Origin of the sequence: Streptomyces sp. NPDC008001 (assembly GCF_042958085.1) — a bacterium.
GTDB lineage: Bacteria > Actinomycetota > Actinomycetes > Streptomycetales > Streptomycetaceae > Streptomyces.
This window is the reverse complement of sequence record NZ_JBIBIZ010000003.1, coordinates 284,307-302,210: the sequence shown is the minus strand read 5'-3', so window position 1 is coordinate 302,210 and position 17,904 is coordinate 284,307. Positions and strand designations below refer to the sequence as shown.

Sequence of the window (17,904 nt, the reverse complement as noted above, 5' to 3'; positions counted from 1 at the left end):
AGCACGGCGCCCCCGGGCGGCGCGGGATCCGCCCGGCACGCCCTCAGACGGCTGCGGTGACGCGTGCCCGGGTGATGAGCCGGTCCAGCAGCGAGAGCAGGCAGCCGCGGACGTCCTCCCGGGAACGGGCGTCGAGCAGGAGGACGGGGGTGTCCGGGTCTCTCAGGTGCAGGGCGGCTTTGATCTCCTCGGCGGTGTACGGCTGCTCTCCGTGGAAGCAGTTCGCACCGACGATGAAGGGCAGTCCGCGGTTCTCGAAGAAGTCGACGGCGGCGAAGCTGCGGTCCAGCCTCCGGGTGTCGACCAGGACGATCGCCCCGAGCGCCCCGTTCAGCAGGTCGTCCCACATGAACCAGAAGCGTTCCTGGCCCGGTGTGCCGAAGAGGTACAGGACCACTCCGGCGTCGGTGAGGGTGATGCGGCCGAAGTCCATCGCGACCGTGGTCGCCGTCTTGCTCTCGATGCCGTCGAGGTCGTCGACCCCGACGCCCGCGGACGTCAGCCGTTCCTCGGTGCGCAGCGGATCGATCTCGGAGACCGCTTCGACCAGAGTCGTCTTGCCGACGCCGAAGCCCCCGGCGATGAGGATCTTGACGGGGGACGCTTCCGGTGCGGCGGTGTCATAGTCGGGCAAGGTTGTCCCTGATTTTCATGAGCAGGTGGACGTTGGAGGTCTCGGTGGCGTCCAGCGGCGGCCGGTGGCGGATCAGGCCGCGCTCCAGCAGCTCGCCGAGCAGGACCACCATGGGAGTCAGACGCATCCGCATCCGGGCGGCGATCTCGGCGACCGCCCGTCCGTTCGGCGACGGGCACATGGTGAGGATCTCCTGCCACTCCGTGGGCAGGCCGCCGTGACCGGCGCCGGTTCCGGCTGCCGCTGTGATCACCGTGTCCATCGTCAGACCATGCCGGGACGCGGCTGTACGGCCGTCGGTGAGGGCGTACAGCCGAGTCCGGCGGCGCCGTCCGGGCTGGGGGTCGGCCGCCATTACGAGGTGGGCGCCTGCGAGCGTTCGGGGGTGCCCAGCCACTCGCCGAGCGCCTGCGCGGCGCGGACCGTCTCGCCGCCCAGCTCTCCGAGCCGTGCCTTGCGGGAGGTCACCACGATCAGCGTGCTGCCCGATCCGCACCCGACGATGCACAGGTACCGGTCGTCCATCTCGACGAGCTGGCGGATCACTCCGCCCCCGTCGATCTCCCGCGAGATGGCCTTCATGGTGGACGCTATGCCGGAGGCCGCCGCGGCGACCCGTTCGGCCTGGTCCCGTTCCAGCATGTAGGCGCTGAGCTTGATCCCGTCGTTGGCGAGGAGCACGGCTCCCTGGATCCCCGCGATCCTGCTCAGGTTGTTGTCCAGGATGCTGTAGATCGCATCGTTCTGTGTCGTCGTCATGGCTGGTCCTGTCGGAGCTCGAGTTCCACTTGCCTGGTGCTGTCTTCGTAGTCCGCCCAGGCGTCGGCCACCTCTTCGGGCGTGGCGGCGTCCCGGCCGGCCGGTTCGGCCGCACGGGGTGCGCGGAGCCGCTGGGCGATGTGGGTCTGGGGGACGCGCTCGGGGAGGGCCGGCCGGCCGGGGACGTCTCCGGAGCCGGGCCGGGGCGGTGCTTCCGGCGCCGCGTTCCCGGCCTGCCGCACCGGATCCTTCCGCAGGCGGCGCGGCAGTTCCGACGGGCGGGGAGCGGGATCGTCCGCCGGCTCACCGGTCCGCTGCTGCACGACGAGCTTCGGCCGCCCCTCCTCGGCGGGCCGTGCGGGCCGCGGTACGGGCGCTGACTCGTGCGCCGGCCCGGGCACCGCGGTGCCCTCCCGGGTCGGCACGAGGTGCTCGCTCGGGACGATCACGACGGCGGACGTGCCGCCGAACGCCGACCGGCGCAGCGTGACCGTCGCCCCGAGCTGGTCGGCGAGGTGGCCGACCACGAAGAGGCCGAGCCGGTGCGCGTTCCGCGCCAGCACGGAGTACGGCGGGGCGGAGTGCAGCCGGCCGTTCATCTCCTCGTACCGCTCGGCGGTCACCCGCGGGCCGCGGTCCTCGATCTCGATGCAGAGGCCGTCACCGACCAGTTCGGCCCGGATGGCGACCCTCGCCGTCGGCGGGGAGAAGCGCGTGGCGTTGTCCAGCAGCTCCGCCAGGAGGTGGCTGAGCTGGCTGATCACGCCGGCCTCGACACTGGTCTCGTCCATGGCGTGCCGGTCGATGCGCCGGAAGTCCTCGACCTCGGCGGCCGCCTCCCGCAGCAGGTCGGCGATGCGCATGGGTTCCATGTGCGGGTCGGGGATCTCGCCACCGGCCAGGATGAGCAGGTTCTCGATCTGCCTGCGCATGCCCACCGTGAGCTGATCGGACCTCATGAGCTCGGCGAGGAGCGCCTCGTCCTGGCCGAAGGTGTCCTGGATGTGCTCCGTGAGGGCGAGCTGGCGGCTGACCAGGTTCCCGGTCCGTGCGGCGATGCCGGAGGCGAACACGCTGAAGCCCTCCCGCTCGTCGGCGAGCTTCTGGTGTCCCTCGACGGATACGGCGACGACTTGGGCGAAGGCGTCGCTGATCCGTCCGACCTCGTCCTGTTCGCCCTCCGGCCGCGGCAGCGCGTCGGTGCCGACGGCCTCGCCGCGCTGGAGGCGGTCCACGACGTCCGGCAGGGTCTTCTCGGCGACCGTCACCGTGCGGTCGTGGAGAGAGCGCAGGCGGCGCAGGACCGAACGCGTGGTGAAGATCACGACGGCGACGACCAGGAGGAGGGCGGCGCTGCTGGCGGCGACCAGCAGGACGACCTGGTTCTCCAGTTGCTCGGCCCGGTCGTCGGCGTGGGTGAGCAGTTCCTGCAGCTCGCTCTCGTCGAGGGTGTTCAACTGGGCGGAGAAGGTGGTGTGGGCCGCCCGCCAGTCGCTGACGTCCGGCGGCAGCACGACGCCGGAGGAGACGTCCCGGTGCTCGGAGGCGATCGCGGTCTCGATGCGGGACTTGGTCTGCCAGGCGTTCGAGGTGAGGATCCGCTGAAGGGCGTCCTGGTCGTCGAGCGGCAGGTCGAGGGCGACCGTGTCGTACAGGTAGTCGCTCGCGCCCACGGCTTCGACGAATTCACGGAACCGGGCGGACGTCAGCTTTCCGGAGGGGCCCGACAACGCGAGGATGGCATCCTCGCGGGCCACCACTTCCGCTGCCGAGAGGAGCGTCACGAGCGACGTCGCCTCCTGCGTGAGCGCGCCGTCGTCGACGTGGTTGAAGTCTCCGTAGCAGCGGATCGTTCCGCTGATCATGTCGGTGTAGTAGTCGACGGTGTCGTCCGGGCTGCCGTGGCGTGCGTCGGTGCGTTCGCGCCGGGCGCCCAGTTCGGCCAGTTGCCGCGCGACCTCGCGGAGGCGGTCCTTCGCCCGGTCGGAATGGACCTGATCGAGGTCCGAGGACTTCAGGAACGCGGCCACGGCCCGGTCGGTGGCGGCCCGGCGGCCGCGCAGATCGGCGTCGGCCACGGGCATGCCCGACCACCAGGCGGCGGTGATCGCGCGCTCGGACTGCAGCGCCGTCAGCAACTGGTACAGGGGCACGCCGGTCTGCCTGCCCGCCAGCACGTCCTTGCGCAGGTGCTGGGACTCCTGCACCGACCGATCGGAGCTGATGAGCACCTGGACGCCCATCGCCACGGTGGGAACCACGGCGAGCCAGACGAGCAACGTACGCAGCCGCACGGGCCGTCGTCGGCTTCTTCGTACCGGCTCGCCCGGGCCTTCGGATCCTGTGGGAGTCATCAGTCCTCGTACTGCACAGCCGGCCATTTTCGGAGTGGATGCCGATCATAACCAGCCAATTCCAGGAACATCAGTTGAGGTTGGCGCACAGGATTGGTAACGGCACTCAAGAGAGGTTCATCGCCGGTTGCGGTGATTGTCGGCTGTGCCCGGAGACCTGCTACGAGGCCGGCGGGCACGCCCGGCGGAAACCCTCCGCCCACTCCGCGGTGGCCCGCAGGCCGCCGAAGGTGTAGAAGTGCAGCTTGACGGCGCCGTGCCGCTGCGGGTCGTAGCCCTCGGAGAAGGCATGGAGGAACCGGTCGGGGCCGGCCGTCCCCATGAGGTGGGTGAGGGAGAGGCCGTACTTCCGGGCGATGCCCGCGCTGGTCCCGACACCGAACCGGGCCGCGTACCCCAGCAGCCTGCGCACCCCCGCGGGCCCGGGCACACCGACCCTGACGGGCAGGTGAATGCCGCGGTCACGCACCTCCTCGATCCACCGGAGGACCGGGTCGGGGTCGAAGCCGAACTGCGTGACGATGTGGCCGGATATGCCACGCTCGGAGAGCGCGGCGGCCTTCTGCTCCAGCGCCGACCACAGGCGCGGGCCGGTGATGGCCGGGTGCCCCTCCGGATATCCGCAGACACCGACCTGCCGGACCCCGTACCGCTCCAGCAGCCCCGACCGGATCAGTGCCAGGGAGTCCTCGTACGGCCCCTCCGGCACGGCCGGGTCGCCGCCCACCGCGAACACCTGTCCCGACGTCCCGTCCGCCCGGAGCCGGCGGAGGAACTCCTCGAACGCCGCCCGTGACGGCATCCGACGGGCCGACAGGTGCGGAACGGGCTCGAAACCGAGGGCCTTCACCGCACGGGCGGCGGCGAGCCGCATCGGCATGTCCTCGTTGCCCAGGAAGGTCACGTTGACATGCGTACCCGCGGGAAGGAGGTGCCCGGCCTCTTCGAGGGCCGGACCGTCCTTCCCGGTCATTTCGAGGGAGAAACCCTCGAGCAACAGGCCGGCGGCCCCACCGGGCGCGGCGGTACGAGAATCCATGGTGCTCCGTAAGGCGTGGGACGAGGAGGGAGCGCCCATGGTAGAAGGCCGTCTCTTCCAGGGCGCGCCCGTACCGAAACGACGCCCTTGACGCACATGCCGGGCCAAGGTGTCCCTACGCCGCCCGGCACTTTCGCGCCCCGGGCACCGGCGGAGTCGCGTCATTCGCCAGGTTCGACGCCCAGCTCCGCAGACGGGTTCACCCGGCGGTGGGCATCGCGCGGCCGGAGCGCTCGGCTTTCGCGTACTGGTCCAGCAGCTTGTTGTACGTGGTGGACGGGAGTGCCGGGCCACTCCGGCGCAGGGCGTCCCGGAAGGCTCGGGTGGCTTCGGTGACGTGGTGGACGGGGCCCAGAACGCGTAGGCAGTCGTCGGAGAGCGCGGCGAAGGCAATGCGGCCGTCAGCCGGGTCGCCGTCGCGCCGGGCCCGCACCTCGGCCAGGCAACCGCGGATCATCAACGAGCCGAAGTGGTCGGGGCCCCAGATCCGCAGGGCCACCGGCAGCAGGTCCTCGTACGCAGTGACCGACCCTGCGAAGTTCTCGCTGTCCGCGAGCAGCTTGGCGTAGGTGGCGCGGACGGGAAGGGTCTCGACATGGTCGGGCGGCACGACCCGCTGGTAGTCGCGGATCAGCTCGCGGCACTCCTCGGCCGCCCCTGCCGGGTCGCCCGCCTCCGCGCGGCAGTCGAGCAGGCGGCCGCGTATGTCGAGCGTACTCGGATGGTCGGGGCCCAGGACGCGCGTGTAGTCCGCGCACAGCTCTTGGTAGACCGGGATCATCGCGTCCGCCTCCGCGTCGTGGGAGCGGCAGTCGGCAAGGGCGCCGCGCAGCTGGAGAGTGTCCGGGTGGTCCGGGCCCAGCACTTGGCTGTGCACGGTGATCAGGTCCTCGTATGTCGTGAGGGCCGCGGCCGTGTCGCCCGCTGCGTGCAGCTTCTTGGCAAGCAGCCTGCGGGTGTCCAGGGTCTCCGGGTGGTGCGGGCCCAGCACCCGGGCCATGTCTCCCTGCAGTTCGCGGAGGTCGGCGACTGCCTTGGAGTGATCGCCCGCCTCGCCGCGCCAGTCGGCCAGTGCCCCGCGGGTTTCCAGGGTGAGCGGGTGCTCCGGGCCCAGGACCCGTCGGCAGTCGGCGAGCAGCGTGGCGAACTCCTCGGCCGTCCGTCCCGGGTCACCGATCGCGCCCTCGATGCTGAGGAGGATGCTGCGCCAGAACAGCATCTCGGGGTGGTCGGGGCCCCGGAAGGGGCGCAGGTTGGCAATCATCTCCTTCAGGGCCTCGGCGGCGGCGACCGGATCACTCTCCGCAAGGCCGTGCTGCCACGCCTGGAGCAAGCCGCGGTGGCCGATGACCATGGGGTGGTCAGGCCCGAACGTCTGCTCCAGCAAGCGGGCCGACTCGTCTATGCCGGCCGGTGCCGCGTTGGCGTCTCCGGTCTTGTCGCGCAGCAGGCCCAGGGAGTAGCGGGCAAGGGAGACGTCGATGTGGTGGGCGCCCAGGATCCGCACGGCGTCGTCGATCATGTCCGCCAGCTCGGCGGCAGCTCCGGCCGCATCTCCGGCGGCGGCGCGCCACTCGGCCAGCTCGCGCCGCACCACCAGGGTGCGGTGGTCGTCGCGGCCGAACGCCGCCAGGTGCTCGTCCAGCAGTTCCCCGAGCCGCTCGCGGGCCCCGGCAGGGTCGCCCGCCTCGCCCTGCAGGCGCGCGAGCTGCATGCGTACGTCCAGGGTCATGTCGTCGAGGGGCCCGAGGTACGTCCGGCAGTCGCCGAGCAGTTCCCTGTACAGGGCTGCGGCGCGCGGCGCGTCTCCCTTTTCCCTGTGCAGGGAGGCGATCTGGGAGCGGACCGAGAGGGTGTTGCGGTGGTGCGGGCCATGGACACGCCGGTGGTCGGCGAGCAATTCCTCGTAGCCGGTCAGTGCACCGGCCAGGTCGCCCCCGCTGACCCGGGCGGCGGCAAGCTGGCCGCGGGCGTCGAGTGTGGCGAAGTCATCCGGTCCGGCCAGACGGGTGCAGTCCGCGGCCAGCTGCGTGTACGCCGCCACGGCCTCTGTGGGGTGCGCGGTGAATCTCAAGTGACGGAGGGAGTTGGTGCGGCAGGCGAGGGTGCGCGGGTGGCCTGCGCCGTACCTATGCTCGGAGGTGGCCGCGAGCTGCCGGTAGTGGTCCATCGACGCCCGGTAGAACCCCGCACGGCCGAGGCTCTGGCCCAACCGGAGCAGGACTTCGTGCACATCGTGGTCCGACCACAGCAACTGCTCGTCATGGGACCGCAGCGCCTCGGTGTTGGAGCGGAACCGCTGGCCGGTGGCGAAGTCACGGTCCGTCTGCGGCCACGCCTGGAGCAGGGCGTCGGCCGCCGCCCGGACGGTCCGGGCCAGCAGTTCCGGCGGGACCTGCTCGCGCACACTACGCTGCACCAGCCCGTGGACCTGAACAGGCCGGCCCGGCTCGCAGGTGACCAGGCTGAGCCGGTGCAGGGCGTGCAGCGCGCCTGCAGCGTCCTCGCTCGTCGCGGGGACGGGTCGCCGGCCGTCGGGGGTGCGGTGGCGGGTGAGGTGGGTGAGGGCGGGTCGGCCGGTCAGGACATCGGCGGGGATGCCGTTGGGGTCGAGCATCGCGGCGAGCTGGAGCATGGGGCGGGCCAGGCCGGCGGGGCGGAGCCGGTCGGCGTGTTCGATGGAGAGGGACCAGGTGGCCGCCACCGTGACGGCCTGGTCGTCGGGCAGGGCGCTGGGTTCGGGGAGCAGGTCGGCCAGTTTCCTGAGCCGGTCGGCCAGCAGACTGCGGTAGCGGGCGCAGGTGACGCCGGTGTCGATGATGTAGGCGGCGGCCTGGGCCAGGGCGAGAGGCAGGTGCCCCAGGTCGGCGGCGAGGCCGTCGATCTGGTCGGTGGGCTCGCGGCGGTCGTGTGCGGCGAGTACGGCGGTGAAATAGGCGGCGGCATCCTGGGGGGTGAACAAGCCCACGGTCACCAGGCGCCGGCCGGCGCCGGTCAGGGCGGCCTCACGGCGGCGCGTGGTGACCAGGACACGGCCGTACGGGCTGGCGGGCGGCCACCAGCCACGCATATCGGCCGGATCCGCGACGTCGTCCAGGACGACCAGCCACCGGCACGGCTTCTGGCCGGCCTTCGGCTCCAGCCAGGCCAGGAACGCCCGCGCGGACTGCTCCGGGTCGGCGGGGTCGGCGGCAAGGACCTCTGCACCGGCCTGCGCGTAGCCGGCCGTGATCGCCGAGCGGCTGCTCGCGCTGATCCACACCAGTACGTCGACCCCGCCGCTGTCCCAGGCGGTACGGGCGTAATCGGCTGCCAGCTGTGTCTTGCCCACCCCGCCGGTCCCGGTCAGTACCTGGCTGAGCACCGCAGTACCCCCGCTGTCGACCGCCGCCCGCAACTGGTCGGCCTCGGCCCGGTGCTGGAACGACAGGGCGCGGGGCGGGATCACGCCGACCTGATGCGGCCAGGCCGCCGGTGTGCGGGGCGCAGCGTGGTGGTGGACTTGCCCGGCGTAGCCGACGGCGATACTGCCGTGGTCGGCGAAGACGCTGCCGAAGTGGTGAGCCGGCGTGGCCGAAGCGGTACCGGGTGCGCTCAGTCCTGGTGCGGACCCGGCTGGGAAGGGTTTCCCAGTGTCACGTTCCCCATGGTCACAGCGGCAGCGGACCCGTGGTCGGACTGGACGCGCACGTTCCCGCCCACGGCCAGCCCGCTTTGGCCGGCCGACACGCTGCGGTGGGAGGTCTGTTGGGTCAGCAAGGTGCGCAGCTCATCCACGACCCGGGCCCGCGCGGTGTCCTCCAGGCTTTCCAGCAGCGCCTCGATCCGGCCCTGCCACGCCGCCTCCTGCCGGATACGCACCCGCTCCAACTCGGCCGGCCGCGCCGCCTCCAACTCGCCCGCGGTCTGATCGAGGCGTTCCAGCTCGGCGTGCTCGCGCTGCGGATTCCCCCGGCCGAACCAACGGGCCACCTGCCGGCGTACGCCTGTCCATGCCTCTGTGCCTGCGGCCTGCACCACTGCAGTGCCTCCCGCCGCAGCCAGCGCAGTCATTGCCTCCGACAGCATCCTCGCTCTTCCCCCTGAGAGATCGGCCTGAACTGGAGCACGCACCTGCGCCTGCACCTACACCTGCGCCGGTGCCTTCACCGCGCCACTCCACCAGACACGCAACGCCGTCGCTCCTGGTTCCGTCAAGAGAGCGACCGCGGCACTGTGGCCGGGCACCGTACCTGGGGTGGGATTCAGCCAGGCGTTCATGTCGAGGGTCACCTCCCGTACGGGCGGACCCGGGACCGGAGCAGCGAGGTCAGGCCGCGCCGGTCGGCGGGCGTGAGGAGGCCGGCCCGCTCTGGTTCGCCCAGGATGGCCCATGGAGGCAACGACGGCCAGGCCGTCTTCTGGGACGTCGCCACGCCCGGGCAGCACTACGAGCCGACCCGGCGGGGCGACAACGACACGTTCGACGACGTCGCCGACCGGGTGGTCCTGCCCGGCAGCGGCACCCTCGTCATCGGCACCGCCCGCCGCCCCACTCGCCTGTGGGACCTCACCAATCCGCATGCCCCACAGCTCGACGCCGATGGATCCACGGAACCCTGTCAGTGATCCTCAGGCGCCGGATCACCGGGGCCGTAGGCGAAGGCGAAGGCGTCGGAGTACGGATTCTGAGCGTGTCCGGCCGTAAAGCGCTACGGCGGGGCCCCCGCGCCCGGCAAGCGGATCTTGACGCTTTCCTGACGCCCCTCCCCGGCGGGGCCGCGAGTCCATTGCTTACGCTGGCTCGGCCGTCCGCAGGATGGCCGAATTCCGACCCCGGCAGAGCACCAGGAGCACCCCCATGGCCACCCCGACCGACACGCACACGAGTCGTCTGCGGGGGTGGATGCTGGAGGGGCTCTCCGACATGGGCAAAGGCCGTCCTTCGCAGGCCGCCCCGGCACCCGAGCACAAGGGTCAGCCCTGGTACCGGGTGATGTGCCTGACCGGTGTCGACTATTTCTCGACGCTCGGCTACCAGCCGGGCATCGCGGCCCTGGCCGCCGGTCTGCTCTCCCCCGTCGCGACGATCGTGCTGGTGATCGTGACCCTGGCCGGCGCGCTGCCCGTCTACCGGCGCGTGGCCGAGGAGAGCCCGCACGGCGAGGGTTCGATCGCGATGCTGTCGCGGCTGCTGTCCTTCTGGAAGGGCAAGCTGTTCGTCCTCACGCTGCTGGGCTTCGCCGCGACCGACTTCCTGATCACGATCACGCTGTCGGCCGCGGACGCCTCCACCCACCTGGTGGAGAACCCCAATCTGGAAGGGGCCCTGCACGACAAGCAGCTGCTGATCACCATGATCCTCATCGCGCTGCTCGGCGCGGTGTTCCTCAAGGGCTTCCTGGAGGCGATCGGCGTCGCCGTCGTCCTGGTCACGGTCTACCTCGCGCTCAACGCGGTGGTCGTGGTCACCGGCCTGTGGCACGTGCTCACCGAAGGCCACGTCGTCACCGACTGGACCGCCGCCCTCACCACCGAGCACGGCAACGTCTTCGTCATGATCGGCGTCGCACTGATCGTCTTCCCGAAGCTGGCGCTCGGCCTGTCCGGCTTCGAGACCGGCGTGGCCGTGATGCCGCTCGTCAAGGGCGCCCCGGACGACACCGCGGACAAGCCCGCCGGGCGGATCCGCGGCACCAAGAAGCTGCTCACGGTCGCCGCGCTCATCATGAGCGTCTTCCTGATCATGACCAGCTTCATCACCACCGTGCTCATCCCGCACAAGGAGTTCGAGTCCGGTGGCGCTGCGAGCGGCCGCGCGCTCGCCTACCTGGCGCACCAGTACCTGGGCAACGCCTTCGGCACGGTCTACGACGTCTCGACCATCCTCATCCTGTGGTTCGCGGGTGCCTCCGCCATGGCCGGTCTGCTCAACCTGATGCCGCGCTACCTGCCCAAGTACGGCATGGCCCCGCACTGGGCCCGTGCCGTGCGCCCCATGGTGATCGTCTTCACCCTCGTCGCCTTCCTCGTCACCTGGATCTTCGACGCCGACGTCGACGCCCAGGGCGGCGCGTACGCCACCGGTGTCCTGGTCCTCATCTGCTCCGCCGCCATCGCCGTCACCATTGCTGCCCGCAAGGCCCGCCAGCGCGTCTGGACCGTCGCCTTCGGCGTCATCTCGGCCGTCTTCCTCTACACCACCGTCGTCAACGTGATCGAGCGCCCGGACGGCGTGAAGATCGGCGCCTGCTTCATCGCCGGCATCCTCCTCATCTCGCTCGTCTCCCGCCTCGGCCGCGCCTTCGAACTCCGCGTCACGCACGTGGAGCTCGACGAGAAGGCCGAGCGGTTCATCCGCGACATCTCCCAGCGCACGCCGCGTTTCATAGCCAACGAACCCGGCGCGCGCGACGTCGCCGAATACCGCGAGAAGATCGAACAGATCCGCGCCGACAACGACATCCCCACCGCCGAGGACTTCGTCTTCGTCGAGGTCACGGTCACCGACCCCTCCGAGTTCGAGGCCGGCCTGACCGTACGCGGCGAGATCCTGCACGGCCGCTACCGCGTCCTCACGGTGGAGAGCTCCTCCGTCCCCAACGCCCTCGCGGCCTTCCTCCTCCACGCCCGTGACCTCACCGGCACCCGCCCACACGTCTTCTTCGAGTGGACCGAGGGCAACCCCTTCACCAACTTCGTCCGCTTCTTCCTCTTCGGCCAGGGCGAGGTCGCTCCGGTCACCCGCGAGATCCTGCGCGAGGCCGAACCGGACCGCGACCGCCGCCCCCGCGTCCACGTCGGCTGAGCAACCGTCCACCGCACCGGCCCGGCCGGCGCGCCACGTAGGTATGCGGGTCCCGGCTTCGGCAACGAAGGCGGGGCCCACTTCGGTGTCACCGGTTCTACGTCACCGGTTCTATGTCACCGGCTTGACCTTGACGCTACGTCAGGGTTGGAGCCTTGCCGCATGACGAACAACAGCACTTCCCCGGCACAGCTCACTCCTCCGGTCGGAGGGTTCCGGGAGATCAACGGCCGCCGCGTCTTCGTGCACCGGTCGGGCAGCGGCGGCCCGGCCGTCGTGTTCCTGCCCGGCGCGAGCGCGGTCGGCCTGGACTACTTCGGCCTCCAGCAGGAGGTCGCGCGGTTCACCACCGCCGTGGTGTACGACCGCGCCGGCACCGGCTACAGCGACGACGTCCCGCTGCCGCGCACCGGCGCCGCGGTCGCCACGGAGCTGTACGAGGTGCTGCACGCCCAGGGCATCACCGGCCCGTACGTCCTGGTGGCGCACTCCCTCGGCGGTGCCTACGCGCACCGGTTCGCGCAGCTGTACCCGCAGGAGGTGGCCGGGCTGGTCTGGCTGGACGCCTTCCACCGCGACTGGGACGACTACATGCCCCCGGAGGCTCGGCTGGCCGCGAGCGTGGAGATGTCGCCCACCGAGGAGCAGCTCCGGCAGGGGCTCCCGGTCATCCGTCAGATGTGCACCGAGCTGCTCGTGGACTACCCGGAGCACGTCCGGGAACCGCTGATCGAGTACCACGTGAGTGAGAAGTGGATCCACGCCGGCATCGCCGAGCGCGCCTCGATGACCGACCTCGCCGACGAGCTGCTGCCCGGGCCGGGCCTTCCCGACGTCCCGTTGATCGCGCTCACTCCGCTGGGCATCGATCCCGGCCAGCAGGCGCTGATGCCGGAGGAGACGCTGCAGGCGATGCACGACGGCAAGACGCGACTGGACGCGGCCATGGTGAGCGCGGTGACGCGCGGGGAACAACGGCTCCTCCGCGACACCGGTCACAGCCAGCTCGTCTTCGAGCGCCGCGATGCCGTCGTCCAGGCCATCCGCGATGTCGTCGACCGGGCGGCCCACGCCTAGACTCACCACGACCACGCTCAGGACCGGAAGGTGCACGGTGCTCACGATCAGCCAGCTCGCGAAGGCCGCCGGCGTGACCGTGCGCACCGTCCGCCACTACCACCAAGTCGGCCTGCTGCCCGAGCCCGAACGCGACGCGTCCGGCTACCGCCGCTACAGCGCGCAGGCGGCGGTGGACCTCATCCGGATCAGGACCCTCGCCGACGCCGGGGTACCGCTGGCCCGCATCGACGCGCTGCTGCACGCCCAACCGGCCGAATTCGAGGCGGCCGTGGCCGGCATCGACGCGGAGTTGCAGTCCAAGATCGACCAGCTGACGGAGCACCGCCGCCGGGTCGCCGCACTGGCCGACGGCGACGGGCTCGTCCTGCCGCCGGAGGTGGTCGCCATCCTGAACCGGATGCGCGGTCTCGGGGTCAGCGAACGGATGGTGCGACTCGAGCGGGACGTGTGGATCCTGATGCAGGCACTGGATCCGGAGTCCATGGAGCAAGGGGTACGGGAGAAGCTCGCCAGCTTCGACGACCCCGAGACGAAGCGCCTGTACCTGGTCTGCGACCAGTCACTCGGCTGGGACCCGCACGACCCGCGCGTGGACCGGCTCATCGACGAACTCGACGCGTGGGAAACGGACCACGGACGCGACAGCAGCACGCAGGGGCACCTGGACCTGATCTTCTCCCGGATCGCCGAGGCCTCGCCGACGTGGCAACGGATCCTCGGGGTGCTCGCCCACCGCACCAAGCAACGCCGCACGGCCGGGCAGGCCAGCTGAAGCGTGGCCCGCACCGGGGCGGGGACGGGGCCGGGCCGCGCCTACGGTCGGGGAACGGCCAGGCCGCGCCTACGGTCGGGTGGCCTTCACGGGAGGCCGGCAGTCGGCGACGGGAGCTCCGAGCACGTAGTGCACGTAGGTGTGGACCAGCTGGAATCCGGTCTTCGCGGCGAGGTGGCGGCTGGGGTGGTTGTCCCGGGAGCAGCTCCAGGACGGGCTGCGGCCGCGGGCGGTGATGTCGGTGCACAGCGCGCGGACGCAGGCGGTGGCCAGGCCCCGGCCGCGCTCGGCGGGCAGGGTCGACACGGCGATGTCCTCGTAGCGGCTTCCGGCGAAGAAGGTGCAGGCGAGGGAGAGCAGGCGCCGGTCGCGGAAGGCGCCCCACGCCCGGCCGGACGCGGTGAGCCCGTCCGCGCCGCCCCAGCTTTCGGCAACCCAGGCCAGATCCGGGCCAAGGGCCCGTACAGCCGGCGCATCGGCGGGCCTGAGGGGACGGAGGACGACGCCGGGGGCCGGCCGGAAGGCAGGCACGGGGTCGTCGTGGACCCAGATCATGCGCTCCCAGGGCACGATCCGTACGAACGCGCTGCCGAGTGCGGGCAGGAAGCGGTCCGGGGCGACGACGTAGCAGTGGGCCAGATGCGCGAGGTCCGCGGAGACCGTCGCGCGCGGGTCGCCGGCCAGGACGGCGTAGCCGGCACAGGAGACGGCGGCGGCCCGCGGGCGCAGCGGGTGGTCGGTCCACCAGTTGCCCAGTCCGGTGCGGGCGGCGTGCTCGGGAAGGGCTCCCACCCCCGGGCGGCCGGCGGGGAACCATGGATGCCGCGCCCGGATGGCCGGCGCCGTGCGGAGGGCGTTGTCGTTCGGCATGACAGCTCCGGAGAACCGAGGGGCGGGCGGTGCCGCACCGCCCGCCCCGGTGGTGATTACCTGATCAGGCACAGGCCTTGCTGCCGTGGTTGGCCTTCTTCTTACGGCGGTCTCGCTTCTTACGGGCACGCTTGGACATCGGAGGTCGTTCCTTCTTTCGGTAGCGGGATTCGGGGTTCGGGATTCCGGGTGTGACGACGTTCAGGCCGCCGGTGCGACCAGCTGCAGCTGGATCCGCCCCGTGGCGGACTGCCGTGCGAACGGAAGGCGACGTCAGCGGTGGGGCACGGGAATGTGCGTGCTGCCGACGGGCCGGGGTGCGGTGCGAAGACGACACGACGGTGCGCCGGGCACGGTCGCGTGTCGCAGAACCGCGGTGGGAAAAGTGCGCTCAGCGCGCGGAACGTGAGCAGCGCGCCGTGCCGGGCAGCGCCGTATGAGGCGGCCGGTCATCGTGGCGCAGGTGGCTGTTCACACCCACCATCCAAGGCATCCGGGTTGCCCGGCACAAGCTGCGCGCTGCTTCCCTAACGCGCTTCCGACGCGCCTCTGACGCGCTTCTGACACGCCACCACAGACGCCGCACCGCGGAACGAGTTGCACTGGATATCCTGTATGTGCAATTTACGCTCGTGCCGTGATCGATGTGACAGGGCTTCTCAAGCGGCTGGCGATCGGCCGGGCGATGCGCAGCGAAGAGCTGCACGAGACGCTGCTGCCCAAGCGGCTGGCCCTGCCGATCTTCGCCTCCGACCCGCTCTCCTCGGTCGCCTACGCCACGCAGGAGATCCTGCTCGTCCTGACCCTGGGCGGAATGGCGTACCTGCACTTCACGCCGTGGATCGCGGCTGCGGTCGTCGCGCTGATGACCGTGGTCGTCCTCTCGTACCGCCAAGTGGTGCACGCCTATCCGAGTGGCGGCGGCTCCTACGAGGTCGCCTCGACGAACCTGGGTGCGTCGGCCGGCCTGGTGGTCGCGGCCTCCCTGCTGGTCGACTACGTGATGACGGTGGCGGTGTCCGTCGCCTCGGGCGTGGACAACATCATCTCGGCGGTGCCGGAGCTGTCCGGTTACCGGGTGGTGATGGCCATCGGCTTCGTCGTGCTGCTCACCGGTGCGAACCTGCGCGGGGTGCGCGAGTCCGGCCAGGCCTTCGCCGCCCCGACGTACCTCTTCATCGCCGGTGTACTGATCATGGTCGCCACCGGGCTGGTGCGTTATCTGCTCGGCCACCCGCCCGTCTCGGAGAGCGCCGGGTTCGGCATCGCGGCCGACCCCGCGGACACGGACCTGGCGGGTCTCGCCCTGGTCATGCTCGGCCTGCGCGCCTTCTCCAGCGGCTGTACGGCCCTGACGGGCGTGGAGGCGATCTCCAACGGCGTGCCGGCCTTCCGCAAGCCCAAGTCGAAGAACGCCGCTGCCACCATGAGCGTCATGGGCATCATCGCGGTGACCATGTTCGTCGGAGTGACGACTCTCGCGCTGGTGGCCAAGGTGCACATCGCCGGGGATTCCTGCCGGCTCACCGGCCTGCCGGGCGACTGCGCCACGTACACGCAGCGGACCGTCATCGCCCAGCTCTCGTCCGCGGTCTTCGGCGGGGAGCACAGCTTCGGCTTCTACTTCGTGCAGGCGGCCACCGCCCTGGTGCTGGTCCTGGCGGCGAACACCGCCTTCAACGGCTTCCCCCTGCTGGCCTCGATCCTCGCCCAGCACCGCTACCTGCCCCGGCAGCTGCACAACCGCGGCGACCGGCTGGCCTTCTCCAACGGCATCATCGCCCTGGCCCTGGCCGCAGGCCTGCTGCTGTGGTTCTACAAGGCGGACGTCACCAGCCTCATCCACCTCTACATCCTCGGCGTCTTCACCTCCTTCACCCTCTCCCAGACCGGCATGGTCCGGCACTGGAACCGCGCGCTGCGCGGCGAGAGCGACCCGGCGGTGCGGCGGCGAGGGCTGACCGCCCGGGTCATCAACGCCACCGGTGCCGTCATCACCGGGCTCGTCCTGGTGATCGTGCTGGCCACGAAGTTCCTCGAGGGCGCGTGGCTGGCCGTCGTGGCCGCGGTCGTGCTGTGGACGACGATGCGCGGCATCCGCCGGCACTACGACTCCGTCTCGGCCGAACTGGCCGTCACCGATCCGCGCGCCGAATTGGTCCGCCCCTCGCGCGTGGTGGCCATCCTCCTGGTCTCCACCATCCACAAACCCACCCTGCGCGCCCTCGCCTACGCCCGCGCCCTCCGGCCCGACCACCTGGAAGCGCTGACCGTCGCCGTGGACCGGGAGGAGACCAAGGCACTTGAGCGGCAGTGGGACGAGCTCGACGTGGACGTGCCGCTCCGTGTGGTCGCCTCGCCGTACCGCGAAATCACGCGCCCCGTGGTCGAGTACGTGCGCTCCGTCCGGCGTGCCGGCCCGCGGGACGTGGTGAGCGTCTTCATCCCCGAGTACGTGGTCGGCCGCTGGTGGGAGCACCTGCTGCACAACCAGTCCGCGCTGTGGCTCAAGAGCCGGCTGCTGTTCACCCCCGGCGTCATGGTCACCAGCGTCCCCTGGCAACTCACCTCCTCCTCCCGCGCCGACCACCCCGCCCGCCGCGCCCCCGGCGCCATCCGCCGCGGCGAACCCGCCCCCGCCCACCCCCACCATCACCGCCCGCCCTCAGGCGACGGTGCGGGTCACTAGAGAGCCGCACGCCCCGGCCGCCGTCTCCTGCCGATGACGCGTCGGCAGGCACGGTTCATTCGCCTGCGGTGTCCTCGGCTTCCCAGCGCAGCAGGTCGCCCGGCTGGCACTGGAGGACCTCGCAGAGCGCGGCGAGCGTCGCGAAGCGCACTGCCTTGGCGCGGCCGTTCTTGAGTACGGCCAGGTTGGCGGGCGTGATCCCTATGCGCTCCGCGAGCTCGCCCACGGACATCTTCCGCTTGGCCAGCATCACGTCGATGTCGACGGCGATCGGCATCAGATCACCTCGTCCAGCTCGGCCTGCATCCGCGTCGCTTCGAGGTCGCGCGCGACGGCCTGGGCGAGCAGCATCCGCAGCACGAGCACGATCAGCGCGACTCCCAGGATGGCCACGCCGACCCCGCCCATGATCAGGGTGACACCCGGGTCGTCCCGCTGGCCCGGCGCGTTGAGAGCCGTGACCGCGAACCACAGGAGAGCAGCGGCCACGATCGCGCCGATCACGGCGTCCACGTACCGGAAGGCGGCGTGGGAGAACACGGTTCCGCGTCGCACCATCGTGACCAGCCGCCATATGCAGACCACGACGACCTGGGCCGACGCCATGCCCAGGATCGTGATCACGCGCAGCGGGGTGAGCGGGAGCGACCCGTCCTCCGGATCGCTCCCGCTCACCAGCACCCACACCATCCCCGCCTGCACGAACACGGTGCCGGCGAGCACCACTGCGAGCACGGCGCGCAGCGCGCCCACGGTCAGCTTTCCCATGACCCAACCTTCCATCGAGTTGCGATGGGAATCTATCGATTTTCGATAGATGAAGCAAGGGCCGTGCAGTCCCCGTCCCTGCTGCCCCCGCAGGAGGTTATGCGGATCCGCCCCGGCGGATCCAGCACGCTGCTCACCGGCCTCCAACTGCC

16 protein-coding genes are annotated in these 17,904 nt (G+C 71.0%); 5 read left to right on the top strand and 11 right to left on the bottom strand.

The genetic code is table 11. The features are described from left to right. Positions 1-43 precede the first annotated feature (43 nt). The 7 genes from ACFZCD_RS09725 to ACFZCD_RS09695 all read right to left on the bottom strand — a co-directional run bounded on the left by ACFZCD_RS09725 (position 44) and on the right by ACFZCD_RS09695 (position 8,854). A complete protein-coding gene (locus ACFZCD_RS09725) occupies positions 44-634 on the bottom strand; it encodes an ATP/GTP-binding protein (RefSeq protein ID WP_391829266.1) in 591 nt (196 codons plus the stop codon). Continuing rightward, a complete protein-coding gene (locus ACFZCD_RS09720; RefSeq protein WP_391829265.1) occupies positions 621-989 on the bottom strand; it encodes a DUF742 domain-containing protein in 369 nt (122 codons plus the stop codon). Before ACFZCD_RS09720 ends, ACFZCD_RS09725 begins: the two co-directional genes overlap by 14 nt. Next, positions 989-1,393 (bottom strand): roadblock/LC7 domain-containing protein, encoded by a 405-nt coding sequence (locus tag ACFZCD_RS09715; RefSeq protein WP_391829264.1) that lies wholly within the window; start codon positions 1,391-1,393, stop codon positions 989-991. Before ACFZCD_RS09715 ends, ACFZCD_RS09720 begins: the two co-directional genes overlap by 1 nt. Continuing rightward, positions 1,390-3,687, bottom strand: coding sequence for a nitrate- and nitrite sensing domain-containing protein (locus ACFZCD_RS09710; RefSeq protein WP_391829263.1), 2,298 nt, complete (start codon positions 3,685-3,687; stop codon positions 1,390-1,392). The genes ACFZCD_RS09715 and ACFZCD_RS09710 overlap by 4 nt, the downstream gene beginning before the upstream one ends. Positions 3,688-3,907: 220 nt before the next feature. Beyond that, positions 3,908-4,786 (bottom strand): methylenetetrahydrofolate reductase, encoded by an 879-nt coding sequence (locus ACFZCD_RS09705; RefSeq protein ID WP_391829262.1) that lies wholly within the window; start codon positions 4,784-4,786, stop codon positions 3,908-3,910. Positions 4,787-4,985: 199 nt separating this feature from the next. Then, complete coding sequence (gene fxsT / locus ACFZCD_RS09700; protein ID WP_391829261.1) at positions 4,986-8,234, bottom strand: FxSxx-COOH system tetratricopeptide repeat protein; 3,249 nt, start codon at positions 8,232-8,234, stop codon at positions 4,986-4,988. Between the two features lie 146 nt (positions 8,235-8,380). Beyond that, positions 8,381-8,854 (bottom strand): hypothetical protein, encoded by a 474-nt coding sequence (locus ACFZCD_RS09695; protein ID WP_391829260.1) that lies wholly within the window; start codon positions 8,852-8,854, stop codon positions 8,381-8,383. 297 nt (positions 8,855-9,151) lie between these two features. Between ACFZCD_RS09695 and ACFZCD_RS09690 the strand changes: the two genes are divergently transcribed. From ACFZCD_RS09690 to ACFZCD_RS09675, 4 genes are all read left to right on the top strand, one after another. After that, positions 9,152-9,394 carry a hypothetical protein gene (locus ACFZCD_RS09690; RefSeq protein WP_391829259.1) on the top strand — a complete coding sequence of 81 codons (243 nt, stop codon included), beginning with the start codon at positions 9,152-9,154 and terminating at the stop codon, positions 9,392-9,394. Positions 9,395-9,626: 232 nt separating this feature from the next. After that, complete coding sequence (locus tag ACFZCD_RS09685) at positions 9,627-11,573, top strand: amino acid transporter (RefSeq protein ID WP_391829258.1); 1,947 nt, start codon at positions 9,627-9,629, stop codon at positions 11,571-11,573. 162 nt (positions 11,574-11,735) lie between these two features. After that, positions 11,736-12,650, top strand: a complete 915-nt coding sequence (locus ACFZCD_RS09680; protein WP_391829257.1) for an alpha/beta fold hydrolase — start codon at positions 11,736-11,738, stop codon at positions 12,648-12,650. 37 nt (positions 12,651-12,687) lie between these two features. Beyond that, on the top strand, positions 12,688-13,425 hold the full coding sequence (locus tag ACFZCD_RS09675) for a MerR family transcriptional regulator (protein ID WP_391829256.1): 738 nt from the start codon (positions 12,688-12,690) through the stop codon (positions 13,423-13,425). 69 nt (positions 13,426-13,494) lie between these two features. On the opposite strand, the gene ACFZCD_RS09670 is transcribed toward ACFZCD_RS09675, so the two are convergent. Next, positions 13,495-14,295: a GNAT family N-acetyltransferase gene (locus ACFZCD_RS09670; RefSeq protein ID WP_391829255.1), complete on the bottom strand. Its 801-nt coding sequence runs from the start codon at positions 14,293-14,295 to the stop codon at positions 13,495-13,497. 64 nt (positions 14,296-14,359) lie between these two features. After that, on the bottom strand, positions 14,360-14,434 hold the full coding sequence (locus ACFZCD_RS09665) for a 50S ribosomal protein bL37 (protein ID WP_391829618.1): 75 nt from the start codon (positions 14,432-14,434) through the stop codon (positions 14,360-14,362). Positions 14,435-14,980: 546 nt separating this feature from the next. On the opposite strand from ACFZCD_RS09665, the gene ACFZCD_RS09660 reads away from it, so the two are divergent. Beyond that, positions 14,981-16,984 (top strand): APC family permease, encoded by a 2,004-nt coding sequence (locus ACFZCD_RS09660; protein ID WP_391829617.1) that lies wholly within the window; start codon positions 14,981-14,983, stop codon positions 16,982-16,984. A gap of 55 nt (positions 16,985-17,039) precedes the next feature. On the opposite strand, the gene ACFZCD_RS09655 is transcribed toward ACFZCD_RS09660, so the two are convergent. Both ACFZCD_RS09655 and ACFZCD_RS09650 read right to left on the bottom strand, forming a co-directional pair. Then, complete coding sequence (locus tag ACFZCD_RS09655; protein ID WP_391829254.1) at positions 17,040-17,261, bottom strand: helix-turn-helix domain-containing protein; 222 nt, start codon at positions 17,259-17,261, stop codon at positions 17,040-17,042. Beyond that, on the bottom strand, positions 17,261-17,752 hold the full coding sequence (locus ACFZCD_RS09650) for a DUF2975 domain-containing protein (protein ID WP_391829253.1): 492 nt from the start codon (positions 17,750-17,752) through the stop codon (positions 17,261-17,263). The genes ACFZCD_RS09655 and ACFZCD_RS09650 overlap by 1 nt, the downstream gene beginning before the upstream one ends. Positions 17,753-17,904 lie beyond the last annotated feature (152 nt).

Excerpts from the sequence above, each read along its gene's own strand:
- ACFZCD_RS09660 (WP_391829617.1), top strand. The coding sequence starts at position 14,981 with ATGCGCAGCGAAGAGCTGCACGAGACGCTGCTGCCCAAGCGGCTGGCC.
- ACFZCD_RS09680 (WP_391829257.1), top strand. The coding sequence starts at position 11,736 with ATGACGAACAACAGCACTTCCCCGGCACAGCTCACTCCTCCGGTCGGA.
- ACFZCD_RS09650 (WP_391829253.1), bottom strand. The coding sequence starts at position 17,752 with ATGGGAAAGCTGACCGTGGGCGCGCTGCGCGCCGTGCTCGCAGTGGTG.
- ACFZCD_RS09655 (WP_391829254.1), bottom strand. The coding sequence starts at position 17,261 with ATGCCGATCGCCGTCGACATCGACGTGATGCTGGCCAAGCGGAAGATG.
- ACFZCD_RS09715 (WP_391829264.1), bottom strand. The coding sequence starts at position 1,393 with ATGACGACGACACAGAACGATGCGATCTACAGCATCCTGGACAACAAC.
- ACFZCD_RS09705 (WP_391829262.1), bottom strand. The coding sequence starts at position 4,786 with ATGGATTCTCGTACCGCCGCGCCCGGTGGGGCCGCCGGCCTGTTGCTC.
- ACFZCD_RS09690 (WP_391829259.1), top strand. The coding sequence starts at position 9,152 with ATGGCCCATGGAGGCAACGACGGCCAGGCCGTCTTCTGGGACGTCGCC.
- ACFZCD_RS09670 (WP_391829255.1), bottom strand. The coding sequence starts at position 14,295 with ATGCCGAACGACAACGCCCTCCGCACGGCGCCGGCCATCCGGGCGCGG.
- ACFZCD_RS09695 (WP_391829260.1), bottom strand. The coding sequence starts at position 8,854 with ATGCTGTCGGAGGCAATGACTGCGCTGGCTGCGGCGGGAGGCACTGCA.
- ACFZCD_RS09685 (WP_391829258.1), top strand. The coding sequence starts at position 9,627 with ATGGCCACCCCGACCGACACGCACACGAGTCGTCTGCGGGGGTGGATG.
- ACFZCD_RS09720 (WP_391829265.1), bottom strand. The coding sequence starts at position 989 with ATGGCGGCCGACCCCCAGCCCGGACGGCGCCGCCGGACTCGGCTGTAC.